This window comes from Mesorhizobium sp. P2_F5 (assembly GCF_056403715.1).
Map to the genome: position 1 here is coordinate 174,391 of NZ_JBFUEY010000005.1, position 20,991 is coordinate 195,381.

The following is a 20,991-nucleotide window of genomic DNA, read 5'->3' on the forward strand; positions in this document are numbered from 1 at the left end:
CAGCTCATTGCGTTGCCACCGCCATTGGTGCAGCGCGCTGGTTGAGCAGCGCCACGATCTCGTTCCTCATGCCGAAGGCCTCGACCGCGCCATCGCGCAACAGAAGGATCTTGTCGACATTCGCCAGGGTCGAGGGTCGGTGCGAGACGATGATCACGGTGCTGCCGCGGCGCTTGAGCTCAATCGCGCAGTCGCTCAGCGCGCGGTCGCCATCGGCGTCGAGATTGGAACTCGGCTCGTCGAGAATGATCAGGTTCGGTGTGCCGAACACCGCTCGGGCAAGGGCAATCCGCTGCCGATATCCCCCTGACAGGACTGCGCCGCCTTCGCCGATCTGGGTCTCGTAACCCTGCGGCAGGCGGATAATCATCTCGTGCACGCCAGCCAGCCGCGCGGCCTCGATCACCTCCTGGTCGACATTGGTCTTGAAGCGACCGATGTTGGCGGCGACCGTATCGGCAAAGAGTTCGATGTCCTGTGGCAGGTAGCCGATGTGGTCGCCTAGCGCGTCGTGCCCCCACTGCGACAGGTCGGCGCCATCCAGCCTGACGGTGCCGCGGCTGGGTTGCATGACGCCAGCGAGATGACGTGCCAGTGTCGATTTGCCGGCGCCGGAAGGGCCAACGATTCCGAGCGCCTCGCCTGCTTCCAACCGGAACGATATGTCCCGGAGGAGCACTTTCTGCTGGCTGGCAATTGCAAAGCTGACCTGCTCGACCGAAATCTTGCCGGTGGGCTTCGGCAAGTTGAATGATCGTTCGTTCCGCGGTCCCCCGTCGACCAGCTTCTCGACCCTTGCCAACGCCGCCCGCGCCAGGATCAGGCTGCGCCAAAGGCCGACAATCTGCTCGACCGGCTGTAGCCCCCGGCCCAGCAAGAGGCTCGCGGCAAACATGGTGCCGCCGGTGATCTGCCGCTCGATCACCAGATAGGCGCCGAGGCCGAGGATCAGCGACTGCATGGTTAGCCGCAGGAAACGGATCAGGCCTGACATAAGGGCGGCGCGATCGCTCGCCTCCGCCTGGCGCCGCAGCGCCAGGTTACGGTCGCGCCCCCAGCGGCGGATGAGACCGTCGATCATCCCCATGGCGCGAACGACTTCCGAGTTTCTGAGGCTCATCTCGGTAAAGTTGTAGTTGGTCGTCGCCAGATCGTTGGCCTGTTTCAGCGGCGAACGCACGAGATACTCGTTGAGCACGGCCATGGCGATCAAGAGCAGCGAGCAGCCAAGTGCGAAGAAGCCGAGCCACGGATGCAACAGGAAGATGATGCCGATGTAGATGGGTGACCATGGCAGGTCGAACAGGGCATGGATGCCGCTGCCGGTGATCACCTGCCTGAACGTGTCGAAATCGCGGATCGGCTGGCTTTGCGAGGAGCCCGGCGATGGGGTCTCGACCGACGCGGCGAGGACTTTTGCCGAGAGCAACCGGTCGAGCCGCGCGCTGGCACGCGTCAGGATCCAGGCGCGTACCAGGTCGAGGCCGGCCAGCGAAAGGAAGGCCGCCAGCAACACCAGGGTCAGCATCACCAGCGTGGTTTCGCTGCCGCTGGTGACGACCCGGTCGTAGATCTGCAGCATGTAGAGGGGGGATGCGAGGTAGAGCAGATTGATCGCCAGGCTGAATGCCGCCGCAACCAGGAAATAGTAGCGGCACGCCCGAAGCGCGTCCTTCACGATCTTGGATTTGTTGTCGAGACTCAAATACCCAGCGGAAAACCGCCCCCCTGTCCAACTGCGCGCCCCGAACCGATCCTACTCCTGATCGTCCAACTGGCCACGCGGTCCCTTCCGAATCCTGCCGTAAACCTTAATTCGTAAGCTGAATCAGGCACCGGCCACATCAGTTGAGCCGCGCATATCCGCGCGGCTCACTTGCTTGTTTCACACCACAAAGTCGCTCGTCGTCAGGTGAACCACCGTTCTGCCGGCGCCGTCGTCGGCAATTGCGAAGCTGTTTGCATCGTAGACGCCAAGGAGGTGGAGCGTGGCGTTGTGCGTGCCGTCCGTGACGGTCAACGTTCCTCCGGCGCCGTCGAGGTCCGCCTGATAGGCAGCGGACGTTCCGGTGCCGAACAGGATATCTTCGAGGTTCACCTTGTCGTCATTGGTGATGCCGGCGATGCTTCCGCTGAAGTCGAATGAATCGTCCAGCTGCAGCGTGCCGGCGGCATCCTGCGCGAAGGTGATGTCCGTGGACGAGGCGCCGCCGAACTCCAGCTTCGACAGGTTGCCGATCGTAGCATCGCCGTCGCCAGTGACCTGGCCGTTGATGGCAATGTTGCCGCCATTGGCCCACAGCATGCCGGAATTCGCCAGCCCGCCAGTGATCGTCAGGCCGCCGGAGCCGGTTGCCTCCAGCGTTCCCGAATTGACGACGACGCTGCCTCCGGTGTCGATGACCAGCGCTTGCGAGCCGGTGGCGATGATCGTGCCCAGGTTGTTGAGGGACAGTGAACCGCCGCCCAGTTGGCCGGCGCCCGAGATCGTGTTGTCGACATTGACCAGAGTGACGTCCGGCCCTGTGCCGGAGATGATGTTGGCGGCACTGTCGGACAGCAGGACCTGCCCGCCACCCTGCAGGGTCACTCCATGCTGGATGATCTGCAGCAGCGTATCGCCGCCGCTAGAGTCGAGCGAGATGAGGCCGCTGTTGTTGATAATGCCGCTCAACGGTAGCATTGCGCCGTCGCCGATCGTCATGGTGCCGGCATTGTTGACCACCGGCGTCTGGTCGAAGGTGAAATTACCGTCCGCAAGCGCACTCGAGTGCACGCCGTCGAGCAGGATCGACTGCCCGTCGCCAAGCGTGATCACCGCGTTGCCGTTGGCGTCATCGGCCATATGCGCCTGGACGTCGGCGAAGCTCTGGAAGCCGGAATAACCGATCAGGTCGATCTGGTCAGCGGCCGCGTCGAAGCTGTGCACCGTGTCATTGCCGATCGGCTGCGAGAAGACGAAGAGATCGTTGCCGCTGGAACCGGTCAGCACGTCGTCGCCGGACCAGGCAAAAATCGGTGAACCCTGGGCGTAGGCTTCGACATTGTCGGCGAACCGCAGAGCCACGGTCGAGCCATCCGCTTGTGCGAAATCAACGGTCACATCCAGATGCAACGCGCCAACGTGTTCGGCTGGCGAAGTCACCGTCAGCGTGCTGATATCCATTGTCGTGATCGTCCAGCTGCCATCGGCCTGCTGCGCACCGCCATTGAGGACCCAGCCGGCAGGCGCATTGGTGATGGTGACCGTGGCGGCCAAGCCCTGGAATGCGGCCGGCGTCGTCAGAGCCAGATTGATGGCCTCTCCTGATACGCCCGCTGGGGCAAGTGCCGTTCCAAAGGCGAAGTCCGCCGCGCTGAAGGTACCAGTTATGCTTGCAAGGGTAGTAAGGTTGTCAAGGTCTGCAACGAGGATCGCTCCACCTGCTGCACTCGGATTTGCATCGTAATAGACCTGTGCGTGGCCTACGGTTGAATTAAGGAATACGAACAGTGCGCCAGTGGTGATGTTGGTATAACCATCGATCGTTGATTGAACGGCGGCTGTGGTCACGGACGCGTCTGTTTTGACGCCGACTTCTGTATTGGCCAGATTTATGGCAGCGTTGCCTCCCGTTCTGACGTTTTCAACCGTTGTATCGACGTCACCGATAGTGAATCGACCCGCGGTAACCGTAAATTCCAGTTTGTCACCGCTCGTGTTGAAGTCTGTGATGTGGTCGCCGGCATCACCGGTCGCGAGATACGCGAACGTATCGTTCCCGGCTCCGCCGGTCAGCGTGTCTGCGCCACCATTTCCCACGATCCTGTCGTCGCCATTTCCTCCGGAGATCGTGTCGTTGCCCGAGCCAGTCTTGAGGATATCGTCGCTGTTTCCACCGACGACAACAAAGGCTCCGGTCGTAACGAGGCTGGCATCCAAATTAAGCTTTCCGTTGCCACCGATACCGGATGCGTCGATAGTCAGCGTCCCATTGTTTTGGAAAGTCGAAGCGAACGTTAGATTGTCGACATGATTTCCGTTGTTGGTGTCAGTCAATTTGATGGTTTCAAAGTTTGTAAGCAGAGTATTTCCGACGCCGTTGCCGAACGTAAATGGCCCCAGGGTTCCGTCGGTGACGTTAAGCGTGTCGCTACCCGACCCTCCGGTCAGCTTGTCGGTCGTGTTCAACGTTGCATTGGTTCCATTCACGGTGTTTGTGCCGGAGGCGTAGAAAACGGTGTCCGTGCCTGTAGTCAGTGTGAACGGATTTGGGCTGGCCACAGAAATTGCAATGGTGTCTGTGTCAGTCAGCACTCCGGAGTCGCTGGTTGCGATCTGGATGGAAGCCGAGCCGCTGAAGCCCGACGTCGGCGAGAAACTCAGCCCGTTCAGTGCAGCATTGATGGCGGCATCCGTGCCGCTGAAAGTCATTGTCCCATCGGTTGTGCCGTCGCCGGTTCCAAATGACAGACCGGCCACGGTGCTCAAGGTCATCGTGCCGTTGGTTGCCGTCAGCGTCACTGAATGGCTGGTATTGTCCGGATCGGAAATGCTGATCGCGTTGCCGTTTGCCGTGCTGAATACCTTTGCCGTATTCGTGGTGGTTGTTTGTACGGTAGGCACGCCATTCACAGGCGCCTCGTTGGCGTCGGTGACCGTCACCGCGATGGCCTGCGTGTCGATCAGCGAGCCGTCGGAGACCTGCACCGTCACGTCGTAGATATTGTTGCCGCCGGCGTCGGCCGGCGCCTCGAAGTTCGGTGCCGAGACGAAGGACAGCACGCCGGTCGAGGCATCGATCGTGAACAGCGCGGCGTCCGCGCCGCCCGAGATCGAGTAGGTCTGCGTTGCGCCGGCATCCGGATCGCTCGCCGTGACCGTGGTCACCGCCGTGGTGTTCTCCGCTACCGAGGTCGAAGCCGTGGCTCCGCCGCCGTTCGAGGTGATCGTCGGCGCCGTTGTTCCCTGCTCGTTGAGAACTGCAATTTTCTCAATACCCGTGATCTTAAGATCAAGCGTCTTGAAGGTGTAGATAGCGCTATCAGCCTGGCCAGTTTGCGCGCTGATGTGTGCCGGAAGCCAAACGTTTTTGACGTAAGCGATTTCTGCCGTAATAGCCGCGTCGCCAAGCTGAGCTGTGCTGAGCCAGATCTGCAGAGTGTCGGCGTCCGGTGTGGAACCGGCCTTGCCCAGCTGCACAGCGCCATTTCCGCCGTCATATGAGTCATAGCCGGTAAAGGCGGGTCCGCCTAACAGCGTTTGAGTGGGTACAACCCCAATGGTGGTCTGACTGGCTGTCTGGTCTGTTCCAGAATACAGCGTCCCGCCTGTCACCGTCTGGGTGGAACTCGTGAATGTGCTGCCAAGTCGGTACTGGTTTTCATAGGCCTTATAGATCAGAGTGTCCGTCCCTGACCCGCCGAGAACAGTATCGAAACCGCTACCGCCATTGAGGACGTCATCACCCGATCCGCCGTTCAAGCGATCGTCTCCAGCGCCCCCTGACAGTATGTCCACACCACTGCCGCCGACCAGATTGTCGTTGCCACTTGTAGTAGTTGTCGTTGCCATACCCCTGTCCCCTATCTCGCTAGTTGTTCTTGTCGATCAAGAAGCGTCGACATCGACCCTGCAGCTTGCTGCTGGGTCGCTCAAAAATTGTGAACCTGTGAGGGCAAGTTCGCCTTCGCCAACTAACGGCTTGACCCTGGGAGAGCGCCGGACCAAACGAGTTCGCATTCGGACCAATGGCATGCGTACCAATGCCAAACGCCCACACCCGCGAGTCCGGCAAACACAGGTTGATGCCTATTGAATCATCGCAGGTAACAACGGGCTTCTTCGGACCGGTCGAGGCGGAGAACCCATCATCGATAGAGCAAAGCGCGATTCCAGTTCGACCGTTGCTCAGGGGGGGGGAAATGAGGAGAGGCGTATCTTCGGCAAAACGGTAGGTGTCGTTTCCGACCTGTGGCATATCGGGAAGCGACGTCGACATTCCGTCGGCGTCTAAGATTTCAGAAGAATCCACCCCAACCCCCTTTACCCATACACAGATGCCCCCACATCCGTTTACCGACCGTACTGAAAGACAAACCACTCCCTGTCAAAAACTCGTAGACGTCTCCACCGCGACGTTACCGCCTTACGAACAGCCTGACTCCGCAAGGCCGATTACAGACGGATGGCGGCTCGATGTTGATGATGATGCTGCGACAACATTGGTCGTCGCGCTGTCTCCCTGCCCCAACTGCGCCGGCTAACTCGTTGGTTGCCGATCATAAGTTTTAGAAAATGCTATATTAGGAGATTATTAACTCTGCCGAAGGGGAAGCGTCAATGTCCAACTTGGCGGAACAGTTAATAGTCGAAGCCAAAACATTTGCGAGCGACAATCGCGCTACACTTGTAGCACCGTCACTTGTGTGCTACAAATGTATCGTGATGCACGCCACCGACCGAATCTTCCCCGCCACCAAGGTCTGCGAAGCCGCAGGCTGCAAAGATGTGACGTTCCGGGCATGGCGTCGTCGAAATGGCTTATTCCCGGAACTGTGGGGCGGAAGGACCGTCAACCATTTTTCGATCCTCGACGTCTGCATGGTGCGGCTAGTAGTCGTTCTGACGCGCCACGGTCTGGGGGCCGACGACGCAGTTGCGTTCGTTCAAGGCAAGGATCTGCTGTTCGGCCTCAAGCTGTATCTCAGCGGAATGCTCGACGGCAACGACCGTGGCGAAATGATCGTCGGGTTTAGCTTTAGTGAGGAGACCCCAGCCGACACAAAAGTAATGTTGATGGAAGGGGACGGAACCATCGTCGCGGCAGCGGATGTTCCGCCGTCGCGCATAACGTATTTTTATGAAGGTGCCGGTCAGACCACGCTGGGCGAAGCAATGAAGAACAACAAGGGTGTGGCGACATTCTTGAGTGTTCGCGCGATTGTTGACCATGTGCTCGACAAGCTCGGCGTAAGTGTCTCGGTGGAGGAGTAACGGACTATGGTCGGCACGCCCGTTTCCTTCAAAATTGCTGATATTGCACGCGCCATCAAGGGCGCGCGCAGGGGCAATATGGAGCCGGGCAGGGTAGAAATCGATCCGGTTACCGGCAAGATCGTCGTTATCGCCGCCACACAGACGACCGAGCCGGAAAATGCCGTCGACAAATGGGTGAAAAATCATGCGCGTTCGTCTTAAGGGACTGAATAGCCGCACCAAGACGCTCGCCGATGGCAGGGTCGTGACTTACTATTGGGCATGGAAGGGTGGACCGAGCCTGCCGGGCAAACCGGGAGATCTGGAATTCATGGCGGCTTATAACGCCGCCGTCGCCCGCAAGGCCAAGCCTCGCCAAGGCGTGCTGTTTTCGATCTTGAACGCATTTCAGGCTAGCTCGGATTGGGATGACCTGGCGTCACGAACCCAGGCCGACTACGTCAAATTGATTAAGATGATCGAGAAGAAATTTGGCGAATTCCCGCTGTCAGGCATGAGCGATAGGCGCACGCGCGGCATCTTCATGGAGTGGCGCGACGAGCGCGCAAAGGCGTCTCGACGGCAGGCTGACTACGGCTGGCAGGTGCTGGCCCGGATCCTCTCCTGGGCGCTAGGTCGCGGCCTTGTGTCTGCCAATCCCTGCGAGAAGGGCGGGCGCCTCTATCGGGGCACGCGAGCCGCGAACGTCTGGACCGCTGCCGACGAGGCCGCATTCTATGCGAGTGCGCCGGCTCACCTCCACTTGCCGCTCACGCTTGCATTATGGACCGGCCAGCGCCAGGGCGACCTGCTGCGGCTCACCTGGCAGCAGTATGACGGCAAGGTGATCCGCCTCCAGCAATCCAAGACGGGAACACGCGTGGTCATCCCAGTTGGCACACCGTTAAAGGCGGCACTCGATGCGCAGCGCGGCAAGGCCGGCCAGATCCTGCTCAACAGCGACGGTGTGGCATGGACAGCTGACGGCTTTCGATCGTCATGGCGCAAGGCCTGTGCCGCCGCCGGCGTGGTCGGTGTGACCTTCAACGACCTTCGCGGAACGGCTGTCACGAGGTTGGCTATCGTCGGCGCGACCGTGCCGGAGATCGCGACAATCACCGGTCACAGCCTGCGTGACGTCAACGCGATCCTCGATTCCAATTACCTCAATCGCGATCCGGCGCTCGGTGAAAGCGCCATCCGGAAGCTCGAAACGGGAACAAAAATTCCCGACCGTGCGTCCGACTGACACGAAATGTTCTGATTATGAAACGGGAAAATCGCTTTAAAATCAATTGGCTGGGGAACCTGGATTCGAACCAGGACTAACGGAGTCAGAGTCCGTGGGTCTACCGTTAACCTATTCCCCAGCAGGCGCTGTCGCGCTGGTGGGCCGCCGAAGCAGCCGCGCGTGCCTTGTAGCCGCCGCCGGAAAATAGTCAAGCCTGCGTTGCGTTTCAATCATGGGCTTTTGGTTTGTGCGTCAGTGCGCGGCGGTGAGGGCGTTCACTTCTCGCCGCGGCTGTATTGCGAATGCTCGAAGAACAGCACCACGCCAAGCGCGATCAGCAGCGGGATGATGAGGTAGAACAGCCGGAACACCAGGAGTGCAGCCAGCACGCCGACCGGATCCATCTGTGACAGTCCGGCGAGGAACACGACCTCGAACACGCCGAGCCCGCCCGGCGCGTGCGAGATCTGCGCCACCGAGAACGACACCAGGAACACGCCGAGGATGACGAAATAGCCGGGATTGCCGGCCACGGGCAGGGCAAAGAAGACGATTGCCGCCGCCGCCAGCAGTTCTATCGGGCCGATCAGCAATTGCCGCGCCACGATCGGCAGCGCCGGGTAGTGCAGCTGGAAGCCGGCGATTTTCAGCGGCTTCAGGTGCAGCCAGCTGCCGAAGATGTAGGCGCCGACCAGAATGAGCAAAGCGAGGCCGGCGGCGATCGCCAGGCCGTGATGGGGGGCGCCTGAGAAGCGGTCGATGATTGAAGGCTCGAATACCAGCACCAGGCCGCCGACCAGCAGGCTGGAGAGCACGAAGGTGATCCAGCAGATGGCCACCAGTATGCCGACGTCCTGTCCGGTCAGCCCCCTGGTGCCATAGGCGCGGTAGCGGATCACGGCGCCCGAAAACACCGAGCCGCCAATGTTGTGCGACAGCGCATAGGTGGTGAAGGAGCAGAAGGTGACGAACAGCCACGATACCTTCTTGCCGATGTGCAGCAGCGCGATGTGGTCGTAGCCGGCGAGCGAGGCGTAGGCGACCACCGAACTCAGCGCCGCCAGCACCCAGCCGCGTGTCGGGATGGCGACGATGCCGTCCCAGACATCGTCGATCGAAATGCCGCGCAGCTCATGCCACAGCAACAGCAGCGAGAAGATAACCGCCGCGATGCCGATGACCGGCCACAGATAGCGCCTCCAACTCATGGAGTTCTCGTCATACGTTGCTGCCCATCGCCCAGGCGGGCGTGAAAACGTCCGCGATTCACCAACATTGCCCCTCATTTCAGAAATGCCTCATTGAAGCCGGCTATTCAACCGGACCGGCCCCGCTATTCAACGCCGCAGGCATTGCCGCTGCATGATGCCGGCAAAATTTGCCCCGCTGCTCTTGGTGATCGGGTCCGGCACTGCTACTCTGGCGGCAACTTAAAACATTTAGGTGCCTGCTGCGTCCGGTTTCCCGGTTCGCGCGGCGCCGGAAGGACCCGAAGTGGAAGACCACGACACCGGCGCTGGCGCGCCGGAAGTGGGCGTGTCCAGGGCTTCGCCGCCGTCAGGCCAGGCGAGCCCATCCGCCGGGCGGCCCCGCCAGGCGGGCCCCCAGTCCGGCAACGGACAGGCCGGCGACGCCCAGCATCAGCGAGGCAAGGCGAGAAAGCGGCGCAAGCGCCGGCGCGGACGCAAGGTTTTTGCACGCGATGAGCTGGCGGTATCAGCCCATCTCGTTGCGGCCGGCCCGCCTGCCGTCAACATCGCGCCAAATCCCGTGCTCGCGCCTCCGCCCCCGCAGCCCAGGCCGGAGCAGCCCATGCAGCGGCCGCCGATGCAGGAGCTGCCGGTGTTTGCTGCGCTCGATCTCGGCACCAACAATTGCCGGCTTTTGGTCGCGGTGCCGCAGCGCCACGGCCAGTTCCGCGTCATCGACGCCTTTTCGCGCATCGTCAGGCTGGGCGAGGGGCTGACGGCCAATGGGCACCTGAGCCAGGCGGCGATGGACCGCGCCGTCGAGGCGCTAAAAGTCTGCGGCGACAAGTTGCGCAACCGCAAGATCAAGAAGGCCCGGCTGATTGCCACCGAGGCATGCCGCACCGCCGATAACGGCGTCGAGTTCCTGCAGCGGGTCGAACGCGAGGCGGGGCTGAAGCTGGAAATCATCGATCGCCAGACAGAGGCGCGGCTGGCGGTGTCGGGCTGCGGCTCGCTGGTCGAGCGCGACACGCAAGGGGTGGTGCTGTTCGACATTGGCGGCGGCTCGTCCGAAATCGCGCTGATCGACCTCACCGGCCAGCGCTCGCCGCGGCTGGCCAACCACATCGTGTCGTGGACGTCGCTGCCGGTCGGCGTCGTGTCGCTGGCCGAACGCTTTGGCGGCCGCACGGTGACCCGCGAAATATTTGCCGCCATGGTCGAGGACGTCGCGGTGCGGCTGAGGTCATTCGACGGCCGCGACCGGCTGAGCCATGTGCTTGCTAGCCCGAAGTTCCATCTGCTTGGCACCTCCGGCACGGTTACGACTCTGGCCGGCGTCCATCTCGACCTCGAGCGCTACGACCGCCGCCGCGTCGACGGATTGTGGATGGATCGCGACAGCGTCGACCGCATGGTTGAAAAGCTGGTCGGCTGGGATTTCCAGCAGCGCTGCGCCAACCCTTGCATCGGCGCCGATCGCGCCGACTTGGTGCTGGCCGGCTGTGCTATCCTCGAAGCGATCCGCGCGGTGTGGCCGTCGGAGCGTCTGCGTGTCGCCGACCGCGGCCTGCGCGAGGGCATTTTGAGCGAGCTGATGGCCGATGACGGCGTCTGGCGCAACAGTGGGCGTGGCCGAGCATGATCCCGAAAAGTGCTGAGCGGTTTTCGGAAAAGATCATGCTCAAACAAGAAATAAAGTCATGATCAAGAAACCGGAAAAACCAGGTTCTGCCAGCATTCGGGTGCTGAAGACGCGGATCAAGAAGAAGAGCGGCCTGAAGGAATCGTCGCGCCGCTGGCTGCAGCGCCACATCAACGACCCCTACGTCCAGAGGTCAAAAGCCGACGGCTATCGCTCGCGCGCGGCCTACAAGTTGATCGAGATCGACGACAAGCATCATCTGCTCAAGCCCGGCATGAAGGTGATCGACCTCGGTGCGGCCCCCGGCGGCTGGTGCCAGGTGGCGGCCGCGAGGACGAAATCCACTGCCGAAAACCCGCACGTCATCGGCATCGACTATCTCGAAATGGATGCGGTGCCGGGCGCGCCGGTGCTGCTCATGGATTTCCTCGATCCCGAGGCGCCGCAAAAACTGGCCGAGGCGCTGGGTGGTGACCCCGATGTCGTGCTGTCCGACATGGCCGCGCCGACGACCGGCCACAAGCGAACCGACCACATCCGCACCATGCATCTGTGCGAGGTGGCCGCCGATTTCGCACTGTCGGTGCTGAAGCCAGGCGGGCACTTTTTGGCCAAGACATTTCAGGGCGGGGCGGAAAACGAGCTGCTGTCGATGCTGAAGAAGAATTTCCGCTCGGTGCACCATGTGAAGCCGCCGGCCTCGCGCGATGAGTCGGTGGAGCTTTATTTGTTGGCGAAGGATTTTAAAGGGCGCGTTCTTCCTTCTCCCCTTGTGGGAGAAGGTGTCGCCGAAGGCGACGGATGAGGGGTGTTCAAGCGGAGTGAGACGWCGGCGTTCCCTGGAACACCCCTCATCCGTCTCGGCGCTATCGCGCCGATCCACCTTCTCCCACAAGGGGAGAAGGAAGAAGGAGCTACTTCCCAGCAGTACCAACCGGCTCCAGCGTCTTCGGCGTCGTCAGCCGGCCGTGGCCCGACACCCCATTCCCCGCGTCTGGCGCCAGCCGCATGAACGATACTGACGCCGCCGCCGAGACCGCCGCCACGATAAAGAATGCGATGTGGAAATCGCCGAGCATCAGCGGGCCGCCATGGATCGACGTCGACACCTCCAGGATGCCGCCGGCCAGCGCCACGCCGAGCGCGATCGACAGCTGCTGGAACACCGCCGTGATCGGCGTCGCCTTGCTGGTGTCTTCGGCCGACACCTCGGCATAGGAGAGTGCGTTGACGCCGGTGAAGAACATCGAGCGGATGAAGCCGCCGACCAGCAACATGGCCAGCATCAGCGCGTAAGGCGTTTCGGGCGTGAACAGGCCGTAGATGGCGATCGATGCGGCGGCGATCAGCGAGCCCCAGATCAGCACCCGGCGGAAGCCGGCGAGCCGGAAGATCAGCGCTGTCACGAACTTCATGCCGATGGCGCCGATGGCCGAGACGAAGGTGATCATGCCTGACTGGAACGGCGTCAGCCCGAAGCCGATCTGGAACATCAGCGGCAGCAGGAATGGCACAGCACCTATGCCGATGCGAAACAGCGAGCCGCCGAGCACGGAGGAACGGAACACCTGGTTGCGGAACAGGTCGAGCGCCAGCAGTGGATTTTTGGCGCGCCGCGCATGCAGGAGGTAGAGCACGCCCGAAATCAGCCCGACAGCCACGGTGGCGAAGCCGATCGCCGGCGGCAGATAGGGCAGGCTGACCACCGACAGGCCGAAGACGACGCCGGAGGCCGCCAGTCCGCTCAGCACGAAGCCGACGAAATCGAGCGGCGGCGTCTCCATTGAGTCCGTCTGCGGCAGGAAGCGCGTCGCCAGCCAGATGCCGATCAGGCCGATCGGCACGTTGATCAGAAAAATCCAGTGCCAGGTGAAATAGGTGGTGATGAAACCGCCGATCGGTGGTCCCACAAGCGGCCCGACCAAGGCCGGCACGGTCAGCCATGACATGGCGGCGACCAACTCGCTTTTCGGGGTCGCGCGCACCAGCACCAGGCGGCCGACCGGCGTCATCATGGCGCCGCCTATGCCTTGCAGGAAGCGCGACACGACGAAGGCCGGCAGCGAATTGGAAATGGCGCAGCAGACCGAACCGACGATGAACACGCCGATCGCGGCGCGAAACACGTTCTTGGCGCCGAACCGGTCGGCCATCCAGCCGCTGATCGGAATGAAGATCGCCAGCGACACCAGATAGGCGGTCAGCGCCAGCTTGAGCGCGATCGGGCTGGTGTGGATGTCGACGGCGATCGCCGGCAGCGATGTCGCAATGACGGTCGAATCCATGTTTTCCATGAAAAGAGCGACCGCCAATATCAGCGGAATGATGCGGTTCAACGAACGCGTCCGAACTGGTCAAAATTTGCGTGCCGACCGGGGCAAGCCGACACGAAAGGGCGGTTATCACGCCTCAGGCCGTATGTCGCATTAATTTGCTGTCACTTTTGTGCGACCGCAACCCTTGGTGGCGGCTATCAGGGCGACCCCAACACTTTGCGGTGACATGCAATCATCGTCTTTTCAATGTCATCGCGACGTGTTACCAGCCAGCGCCAATCCTGAAAGGGAAGAAATGAGTCGGCGCTGTCCATTGCGGTCCAGCGCTTTTTTGTATTCCCCCCAGCGCGTTTGTATTCGAGGGACTGGCCATGGCAAAAATCATCGAAACGTCCACCGGCGCTTTGGCGCTGACCTTTGACGACGTGCTGTTGCAGCCCGGTCATTCCGAGGTCATGCCCGGCGAGACCGACATCCGCACCCGCATCGCCACCGACATCGACCTCAACGTGCCAATCCTGTCGGCCGCCATGGACACAGTCACCGAGGCGAGGCTTGCCATCGCCATGGCGCAGGCTGGCGGCATCGGCGTCATCCACCGCAATTTCTCGCCGGCCGAACAGGCCGAGCAGGTGCGCCAGGTCAAGAAATTCGAATCGGGCATGGTCATCAACCCGGTCACCATCGGCCCCGACGCAACGCTCGCTGATGCGCTGGCGCTGATGCGCACCTATTCCATCTCGGGCATTCCGGTGGTCGAGAATGGCGGCACCGGCGGCCAGAAGATCGGCCGCCTGGTCGGCATCCTGACCAACCGCGACGTGCGTTTCGCCTCGGACCCTTCGCAGAAGGTCTATGAGTTGATGACCCGTGAGAACCTGATCACGGTGAAGGAGAATGTCGACCAGGACGAAGCCAAGCGGCTGCTGCACCAGCACCGCATCGAAAAGCTCGTCGTCGTCGACAAGCAAGGCAATTGCGTTGGCCTGATTACCGTCAAGGACATCGAGAAGTCGCAGCTCAACCCGCACGCCACCAAGGATGCGCAGGGCCGCCTGCGGGCGGCCGCCGCCACCAGCGTCGGCGATGACGGCTTCGAGCGCGCCGAGCGGCTGATCGATGCCGGCGTCGACCTGCTGGTCATCGACACCGCGCATGGCCATTCGCAGCGCGTGCTCGATGCGGTGACGCGGGCCAAGAAGCTTTCGAATTCCGTGCGCATCCTGGCCGGCAATGTCGCGACGGCTGAGGGCACGCAGGCGCTGATCGATGCCGGCGCCGATGCCGTCAAGGTCGGCATCGGACCGGGTTCGATCTGCACCACCCGCATCGTCGCCGGCGTCGGCGTGCCGCAGCTGTCGGCGATCATGTCGGCGGTCGAGACGGCGCACAAATCCGGTGTGTCGGTGATCGCTGACGGCGGCATCAAATATTCGGGCGATCTCGCCAAGGCGCTTGCCGCCGGCGCCAGCGCGGCGATGATCGGCTCGCTGCTCGCCGGCACCGATGAAAGCCCGGGCGAGGTCTATCTGCACCAGGGCCGCTCCTTCAAGGCTTACCGCGGCATGGGTTCGGTGGGCGCGATGGCGCGCGGCTCGGCCGATCGCTACTTCCAGGCCGAGGTGCGCGACACGCTCAAACTGGTCCCGGAAGGCATTGAAGGGCAGGTGCCCTACAAAGGACCTGTGTCTGGCGTGCTGCACCAGCTTGCAGGCGGGCTAAAAGCCGCTATGGGTTATGTCGGTGGCCGCGATCTTGCCGATTTCCGCGAGCGCGCCACCTTTGTGCGCATATCCAACGCCGGACTTCGTGAAAGCCACGCCCATGACGTCACGATTACCCGCGAAAGCCCGAATTATCCTGGCGGAGCCTGACCAGCAGCCAGACCGGAACGTGCTGTGGCGCAATCAGGCGACGATCGTGCTGCGGCTGGCGCGCCATGTGGGCGCGCTGTGTTTTGCGTCCGCGGCGGTTTTCATCGCCATGACGTTGCTGGAATTCTTCTATTTCCGCCAGTTGAGCGGCGGCCTGTCGTCGCTCGATGTGCGCTTTGAAGGGTTTACGCCGGATGAGGGCATGGCCTGGCTGACGGCGCTCGGCCGGCGCGGCAGCGAGATCATTCTCGTCTGGCACTACCTGACCTTCGACCTTCTGTTCCCGGCGCTGCTGTCACTCACCATGGTCAGCCTGATCCTGGCCACCGGGCGGCGGCTGAAGAATTTTCGCGCCATGCCGGTGCAGCTTCAATCGCTGTTCGCGCTGGTCGTGGTGCTGCCCTACACACTGGCCGACTACGCCCAGAACATTTCGGTGGCGCGGCTTTTGTCCGATTTCCTGTCGGCCAATCCGGATTCGCTGTCCTTCGCCTCGTCGCTGATCGTCACCAAATTCGCGATGCTGGCGATACCTGTCGCTGTCATCGCGGTTTTGATCCTCGTCGCCCAGCGGCGTCCACAGGCATGAACAACAAAACAGGGGCGACGCCATGAGCCAGACGGCGATCTTCTGGCCAATGCTGGCGCAGGTGCTGCTGGTTTATATCGTCTACGTGGTGATGGGCCGGCGCCGCTACGGTGCGGTCAAATCAGGCGAGGCCAAGGTTGGCCAATACAAGATGCGCACGACCGAACCTGCGTCGAGCGTCACGGTCGCCAACAATCTCATCAATCAGTTCGAACTGCCGGTGCTTTTCTACGTGCTGTGCCTGGCGCTGCACGCGACCAATGGCGTCAATTATCTGACCTTGGCTTTGATGTGGATTTTCGTGATTTCCCGCTATGGTCACGCCTGGGTTCACCTCACCAGCAACAATCTGCGGTTTCGCAGCCGCGCCTTCTACATGGGCGCGATCATTCTCTTGCTGGCGTGGATCTGGTTCGCGCTGCACCTGCGCGGCCTGGTTTGAGCAGACCAGCAAGTCTCTACAAATCGAACACCGCGATCTTGCGCTTGTCGAACTTGATGCCGATTTCGCCGCGCACCAGCTTCAACGCGGCCTCGCCGAATACGGCGCGCCGCCATCCCTGCAGCGCCGGCACGTCGGCGGCTTCACCTTCGCCGGCGATGCGGTCGATGTCGTCGCTGGACGCCAGCACTTTCGAGGCGACGCCTTCCTTCTCGGCGACGATCCGCAGAAGCACCTTCAACAGCTCGGCAGCCGCGCTCGAACCCTCGGGCGGCTGAAAGCTCTTGGGCAGCTTCGGCATCTCTTCCCGGGGCAAAGCGAGCGCGGTATTGACCGCGCCAAGCAGTGCCGTTGCCGTCGATGAACGTTCCCAGCCTTTCGGCGTCGTGCGCAGCTTGCCCAACGCGGCCGCATCGCGCGGCGCCTGCTGGGCGACCTCGTAGATGGCGTCGTCCTTGAGCACCCTGCCGCGCGGCACGTCGCGTTCCCGCGCCTCGCGCTCGCGCCAGGCTGCCACCGTCTGCACGATCGCCAGCTCCTGCGGCTTGCGCAGCCGCATCTTCAGCCGCTTCCAGGCATCTTCGGGGTGCGGATCGTAGGTCTCGCGCGAGGTCAGCACCTCCATCTCCTCGTTCAGCCAATGGGCGCGGTTTTCCCGCTCCAGTTCGGCGCTGAGGTGCTTGTAGACATCGATCAGATGGGTGACGTCGGCCAGCGCATAATCGAGCTGCTTGTCGGACAGCGGCCGGTGGCGCCAGTCGGTGAAACGCGATGACTTGTCGAGCCGGGCGCCCGTGATGCGCTGCACCAGCTGATCATAGGAGACGCTGTCGCCAAAGCCGCAGACCATGGCCGCGACCTGGGTGTCGAACACCGGATGCGGCACCAGATCGCCGAGATGGACGATGATTTCGATGTCCTGGCGGGCTGCGTGGAAGACCTTGACCACCGCTTCATTGGCCATCAGCCGGAAGAACGGGGCGAGATTGATGTCGGGGGCCAGCGGGTCGATCAGCGCGGTGACGCCGGGCGCCGCCATCTGGATCAGGCACAGGATCGGCCAGAACGTCGTTTCGCGGATGAATTCGGTGTCGACGGTGACGAAATCCGACTTTTCGAAAGCGGCGAGAACGGACTCGAGCTCATTTTGGGTGGTGATGACGTGCATCAAATCGCTTTTTAGTAACGGGTAAGGTTCTCTTTCAATTTCAGCCGTGGGCGCTTTCGTCAAGCCGCCCTTCGGTCAAGTATCCGTCGATCCGTCGGAATCGCCATTCCTGCGCGCCAGCCGTGCGAACACCGTCGATGTGCGCAGCAGCGCCGTGAAGCGGCTGCGCTTGCCCGCCGGCACGCTGCCGCGCACCTGCATGCGGTAGAGAATGACGGCGATGAGGATGGCGTAGACCACAGCACTGAAGACAAACAGGGCGCCCGGTCCGAAATACTGCATCACCGTCGACGCCGCGAAGGGGCCGCCGATGGCGCCAAAGGAATAGAACAGCATCAAGGCGGCATTTATCAGCACGAACTCGCCCTTGTCGGCGCGGTCGTTGGAATGCGCCGCCGACAGCGAATAAAGCGGCATGGCGAAGCTGCCGAAGATGAAGACGATGATCAGGTTGAGGGTCGGATTGGAGCCGGCGATGAAGGCCAGCGCCAGCGCCGCCAGCAGGGCGCCGCATGTCGTTGCCAAAAGCACCGCGCGCCGGTCCCAGCGGTCGGAGAGATAGCCCACCGGATACTGGATGAGGGCGCCGCCGAAAATGCCGACACTGACGAAGGTGACGACATCGGCGACCGACATGCCGATCTGTTCGGCATAGACCGGCGATAGCGTGCGGAAGGCGCTGTTGGTGACGCCGACGCAGATGCAGCCGAAGCAACCGAGCGGCGAGATCCGCCAGACGCGCGCGAGATCCAGCTTGACGTCTTCCGGCGGCGTCGGGTTGGAGCGGTCGCCAAGCGACACCGGCACCAGAGACAGCGTGATCATCATCGACATGATGGCGAAGATGGCAAAGCCGCCGGGGCCGAAGATCGGGATCAGGAACTGCGCGCCGGTCACCGAGCCGATATCGACCATGCGGTAGATGGCCAGCACCCGCGCGCGATCCTTGTTTTCGACGCCGGAATTCAGCCAGGCTTCCATGACGGTGAACAGGCCGGCAAAGCAGAAGCCGCCGGCAAAGCGCACCGCGCACCACATCACCGGGTCGATCACCAGCACCAGGAGCAGTGTGCCGGCCGAGGCGGTGGCCGCCAATGCCGAAAACGTCCGGACATGGCCGACCGCCTTCAGGATGCGGGTTACGGCGAGGCATCCCAGCAGGAAGCCGGCGAAATAGAACGTGCCCATAAGGCCGATGTCGGAGGCCGAAAACCCTTCCTGCGCGCCGCGCAACGCGATCAGCGTGCCCTGCAGCCCGTTGCCGCCAAGCAGGATGCCGGCGGCGATGAGGAGAGGGATCAGCGGGCGGATGGAGGACATGAAGGAAATCGCTTGGTCAGCTTCCTTCTTGAACCATCATATCAGCCAATGCCAGCAGCAATTCTGCTAGCCAACAGGCGCGTGCCCTACAAGATTGCCGTTCAAGCTTCGTGAGCCCTCGCCAACGCTTCGCCCGCCGACAGCGCGACAGGGCTGGCCGCCCTTCGGCCAAGTGAGCCGGCGGTCAGCAGGCTGACGATGATGAACGGGATGCCGATGCCGAAGGCCGAACGGATGCCCCAATGGTCCGAGACGAAGCCGAGCAGCGGCGGACCGAGCAGGAAGGCGACGAAGGAGATCTGCGACAACGCCGCGACATTGATTGCCGCGGAGCGGTCCGTCCGCTGGGCCGCCGCCGAGATCGCCAGCGGAAAGATCGCGCTGCTGCCGATGCCGAGCAGGGCAAAGCCCAGCATCGATAAGAGCGGGGCAGGCGAGAAGAAGACGAGCAGCACGCCTACCGCCATCGTCGCCAGCAGCACCCGCGCCACGCCGCTCGGCGAGTGGCGCTCGACAAAGCTGTCGGCAAAGAAGCGGGTGCTCGCTTGCGAGAATGCAAACAGCGCCACCGTGAAGCCGGCGACGAACGGGCCTGCATCGAACACGGTGCGCATGTAGATCGCCGACCAGTCGATGCTGGCGCCTTCCATCAGCATCGCAGACAGTGTTACCGCGACGAGGACGAGGATCGGCAGCGTCGGCCGCGCCAGCTTTGGCGCCGTCTCGTCAGTGCCGGCGAAGCGGCTCGGCGCCGGTTCGTAGCCGCCGAGAAACAGCGCTATTCCTATCGCCACCATCGGTACGACGATGGCCAGGTGCAGTTGCGGCGATATGCCGAGATGCGCAAGTGCCGCGCCAAACAGGCCGGCGCCGAAAAAGCCGATGCTCCAGAACGAATGCGCCCGGTTCATGATCCGGCGCTTGAGCAGGAATTCGGTTCTGTCGGCCTCGACATTGAGGATGATCTCGACGCTGCCGATCATCAGGCCGACCGGAATCAGCATCAGGAACAGCGCAAGCGGCCCAGGCGCGTGCACGGCAATGGCATAGGCTACCGACAAAAGCGGAACCAGCCCGAGCAAGGCGCGGCGGAAGCCGACGCGTTCCAGGATCGGCGCCGCGAGCGTCAGCGCGGTCAACGTTCCGATCGGCGTCCCGATCAGGCTGAGGCCGAGCGTGCCGTCCGCAATGCCCATGGCATGCTTGATGTCGGGCAGCCGCGGAAAGATGTTGCCCATGCCGAACGAGTAGATCGCAAACCCGGCATAGACCCGGTGTTGCGGAGCGAGGCTGAGGCCGAAGGTCATGACGATGCTTTCAAGGAAGAGAGCTGGCGGTTGTCGCCGCCTGGTATGCCCTGTATCTTGCACAAACATGCAAATCGTGCAAGAACGCGCATGAAGAAAACAGGATCATGCAATGCTGACCGATGAGCGGCATCAAATCATTCGCGATCGCCTGGCCGTCGAGGGCAGGGTGCTGGCCGGCGAGCTGGCGAGCCGCTTCGGCGTTTCAGAAGACACGGTCCGCCGCGACCTCAGGGAGCTCGCCAAGGCCGGGCAATGCCGCCGCGTCTATGGCGGCGCGGTCGCGCCCGCACCTTTCGCCGCAACGCCGGTGGGTCTGCGCGCCAGCCATGCGGTCGAGGAGAAGACACGGCTGGCCCGCGCGACCGTGGCATTGCTCACGCCCGGACAGACCCTGTTCATCGACAGCGGCTCGACCAATGCCGCGATCGCCAGGGCCATCCCGCGCGACCTCGATCTGACCGTCGCCACCAATTCGCTCGAAATTGCCTCTGTCCTGTCAGACCACGCTTCGATCGAGCTGATTGTGCTGGGGGGCCGGTTCGACCGCCACCTCGGCGCCTGCGTCGGCGCCGACACGCTTGCCGCCGTCGCGCAGCTTGGCGCGGACCTGTTTGTTCTCGGCTCCTGCGGTCTCGATGCCTCACGCGGCGTGACGGCCTTCGATTCGGCGGAGGCCGAGGTGAAGCGGGCCATGGCCAAGAACAGCGCAGGTATCGTCATCGCTGTCACCAATGACAAGCTGGCCACCGCCGCACCCTACCGGGTCGCCAGGCCCGAGGCGATCCGCCACCTTGTGGTCGAAAAGACCGCGCCGGCCGCGATCCTCGCCGACTTCGAGCGTCAAGGCGCCGAAATCCACTTTGCTTGAACAGCGGGCCTTCGCCCGATCCCCCGGCTTGCCTTGACAAATCCGGCCTCCCATGCGCTTTTCGCGCAAATTTTGGACCGGGCTTGATGCCCGGCTCGCAACCAGAACACCCCGGAATTT

The 20,991-nt window shown here is 62.4% G+C and carries 16 protein-coding genes and 1 tRNA gene; 9 read left to right on the top strand and 8 right to left on the bottom strand.

Annotated features, from left to right (window positions below; translation table 11 throughout):
• Nucleotides 1–4 precede the first annotated feature (4 nt).
• Together AC1DYO_RS10175 and AC1DYO_RS10180 are read right to left on the bottom strand one after the other, a co-directional pair.
• The gene (locus tag AC1DYO_RS10175) at nucleotides 5–1,678 is read right to left on the bottom strand and encodes a type I secretion system permease/ATPase (RefSeq protein ID WP_477262772.1); all 1,674 of its coding nucleotides are present in this window, start codon (nucleotides 1,676–1,678) and stop codon (nucleotides 5–7) included.
• A gap of 207 nt (nucleotides 1,679–1,885) precedes the next feature.
• On the bottom strand, nucleotides 1,886–5,554 hold the full coding sequence (locus AC1DYO_RS10180) for a beta strand repeat-containing protein (protein ID WP_477262774.1): 3,669 nt from the start codon (nucleotides 5,552–5,554) through the stop codon (nucleotides 1,886–1,888).
• A gap of 768 nt (nucleotides 5,555–6,322) precedes the next feature.
• Here AC1DYO_RS10180 and AC1DYO_RS10185 point away from each other — a divergent pair.
• From AC1DYO_RS10185 to AC1DYO_RS10195, 3 genes are read left to right on the top strand one after another with little or no spacing between them, the layout of a single operon-like run.
• Nucleotides 6,323–6,976 carry a hypothetical protein gene (locus AC1DYO_RS10185; RefSeq protein WP_477262776.1) on the top strand — a complete coding sequence of 218 codons (654 nt, stop codon included), beginning with the start codon at nucleotides 6,323–6,325 and terminating at the stop codon, nucleotides 6,974–6,976.
• 6 nt (nucleotides 6,977–6,982) lie between these two features.
• Nucleotides 6,983–7,180, top strand: a complete 198-nt coding sequence (locus tag AC1DYO_RS10190) for a hypothetical protein (RefSeq protein ID WP_477262778.1) — start codon at nucleotides 6,983–6,985, stop codon at nucleotides 7,178–7,180.
• Nucleotides 7,164–8,207 (top strand): tyrosine-type recombinase/integrase, encoded by a 1,044-nt coding sequence (locus AC1DYO_RS10195; protein ID WP_477262780.1) that lies wholly within the window; start codon nucleotides 7,164–7,166, stop codon nucleotides 8,205–8,207. The genes AC1DYO_RS10190 and AC1DYO_RS10195 overlap by 17 nt, the downstream gene beginning before the upstream one ends.
• Nucleotides 8,208–8,254: 47 nt before the next feature.
• Here AC1DYO_RS10195 and AC1DYO_RS10200 read toward each other — a convergent pair.
• A tRNA-Gln gene (locus tag AC1DYO_RS10200) sits at nucleotides 8,255–8,328 on the bottom strand.
• Nucleotides 8,329–8,464: 136 nt separating this feature from the next.
• Complete coding sequence (locus AC1DYO_RS10205) at nucleotides 8,465–9,397, bottom strand: lysylphosphatidylglycerol synthase domain-containing protein (RefSeq protein ID WP_477262782.1); 933 nt, start codon at nucleotides 9,395–9,397, stop codon at nucleotides 8,465–8,467.
• Between the two features lie 286 nt (nucleotides 9,398–9,683).
• Here AC1DYO_RS10205 and AC1DYO_RS10210 point away from each other — a divergent pair, with 286 nt between their 5' ends.
• Nucleotides 9,684–11,024: a Ppx/GppA phosphatase family protein gene (locus AC1DYO_RS10210; protein WP_477262784.1), complete on the top strand. Its 1,341-nt coding sequence runs from the start codon at nucleotides 9,684–9,686 to the stop codon at nucleotides 11,022–11,024.
• A gap of 58 nt (nucleotides 11,025–11,082) precedes the next feature.
• Complete coding sequence (locus tag AC1DYO_RS10215) at nucleotides 11,083–11,829, top strand: RlmE family RNA methyltransferase (protein WP_477262785.1); 747 nt, start codon at nucleotides 11,083–11,085, stop codon at nucleotides 11,827–11,829.
• Nucleotides 11,830–11,938: 109 nt separating this feature from the next.
• Here the strand turns inward: AC1DYO_RS10215 and AC1DYO_RS10220 are convergent, their stop codons facing one another.
• A complete protein-coding gene (locus tag AC1DYO_RS10220) occupies nucleotides 11,939–13,360 on the bottom strand; it encodes an MFS transporter (RefSeq protein ID WP_477262787.1) in 1,422 nt (473 codons plus the stop codon).
• A 311-nt stretch (nucleotides 13,361–13,671) separates the two neighbouring features.
• Here AC1DYO_RS10220 and guaB point away from each other — a divergent pair, with 311 nt between their 5' ends.
• Genes guaB through AC1DYO_RS10235 form a run of 3 tightly spaced genes read left to right on the top strand, consistent with a single transcriptional unit; the run spans nucleotide 13,672 to nucleotide 16,205 of the window.
• Nucleotides 13,672–15,174 carry an IMP dehydrogenase gene (guaB, locus tag AC1DYO_RS10225; protein WP_454576727.1) on the top strand — a complete coding sequence of 501 codons (1,503 nt, stop codon included), beginning with the start codon at nucleotides 13,672–13,674 and terminating at the stop codon, nucleotides 15,172–15,174.
• Nucleotides 15,175–15,217: 43 nt separating this feature from the next.
• Nucleotides 15,218–15,763 (top strand): hypothetical protein, encoded by a 546-nt coding sequence (locus AC1DYO_RS10230; RefSeq protein ID WP_477262917.1) that lies wholly within the window; start codon nucleotides 15,218–15,220, stop codon nucleotides 15,761–15,763.
• Nucleotides 15,764–15,785: 22 nt separating this feature from the next.
• The gene (locus tag AC1DYO_RS10235) at nucleotides 15,786–16,205 is read left to right on the top strand and encodes an MAPEG family protein (protein WP_477262790.1); all 420 of its coding nucleotides are present in this window, start codon (nucleotides 15,786–15,788) and stop codon (nucleotides 16,203–16,205) included.
• 16 nt (nucleotides 16,206–16,221) lie between these two features.
• Here the strand turns inward: AC1DYO_RS10235 and rnd are convergent, their stop codons facing one another.
• From rnd to AC1DYO_RS10250, 3 genes are all read right to left on the bottom strand, one after another.
• Complete coding sequence (rnd, locus tag AC1DYO_RS10240; RefSeq protein ID WP_477262792.1) at nucleotides 16,222–17,373, bottom strand: ribonuclease D; 1,152 nt, start codon at nucleotides 17,371–17,373, stop codon at nucleotides 16,222–16,224.
• 75 nt (nucleotides 17,374–17,448) lie between these two features.
• Entirely contained in the window at nucleotides 17,449–18,693 is a 1,245-nt protein-coding gene (locus AC1DYO_RS10245; protein ID WP_181060784.1) for an MFS transporter, read from the bottom strand.
• Between the two features lie 101 nt (nucleotides 18,694–18,794).
• Nucleotides 18,795–20,000 carry an MFS transporter gene (locus AC1DYO_RS10250; RefSeq protein ID WP_477262794.1) on the bottom strand — a complete coding sequence of 402 codons (1,206 nt, stop codon included), beginning with the start codon at nucleotides 19,998–20,000 and terminating at the stop codon, nucleotides 18,795–18,797.
• A gap of 112 nt (nucleotides 20,001–20,112) precedes the next feature.
• Here AC1DYO_RS10250 and AC1DYO_RS10255 point away from each other — a divergent pair, with 112 nt between their 5' ends.
• The gene (locus AC1DYO_RS10255) at nucleotides 20,113–20,871 is read left to right on the top strand and encodes a DeoR/GlpR family DNA-binding transcription regulator (RefSeq protein ID WP_477262796.1); all 759 of its coding nucleotides are present in this window, start codon (nucleotides 20,113–20,115) and stop codon (nucleotides 20,869–20,871) included.
• Nucleotides 20,872–20,991 lie beyond the last annotated feature (120 nt).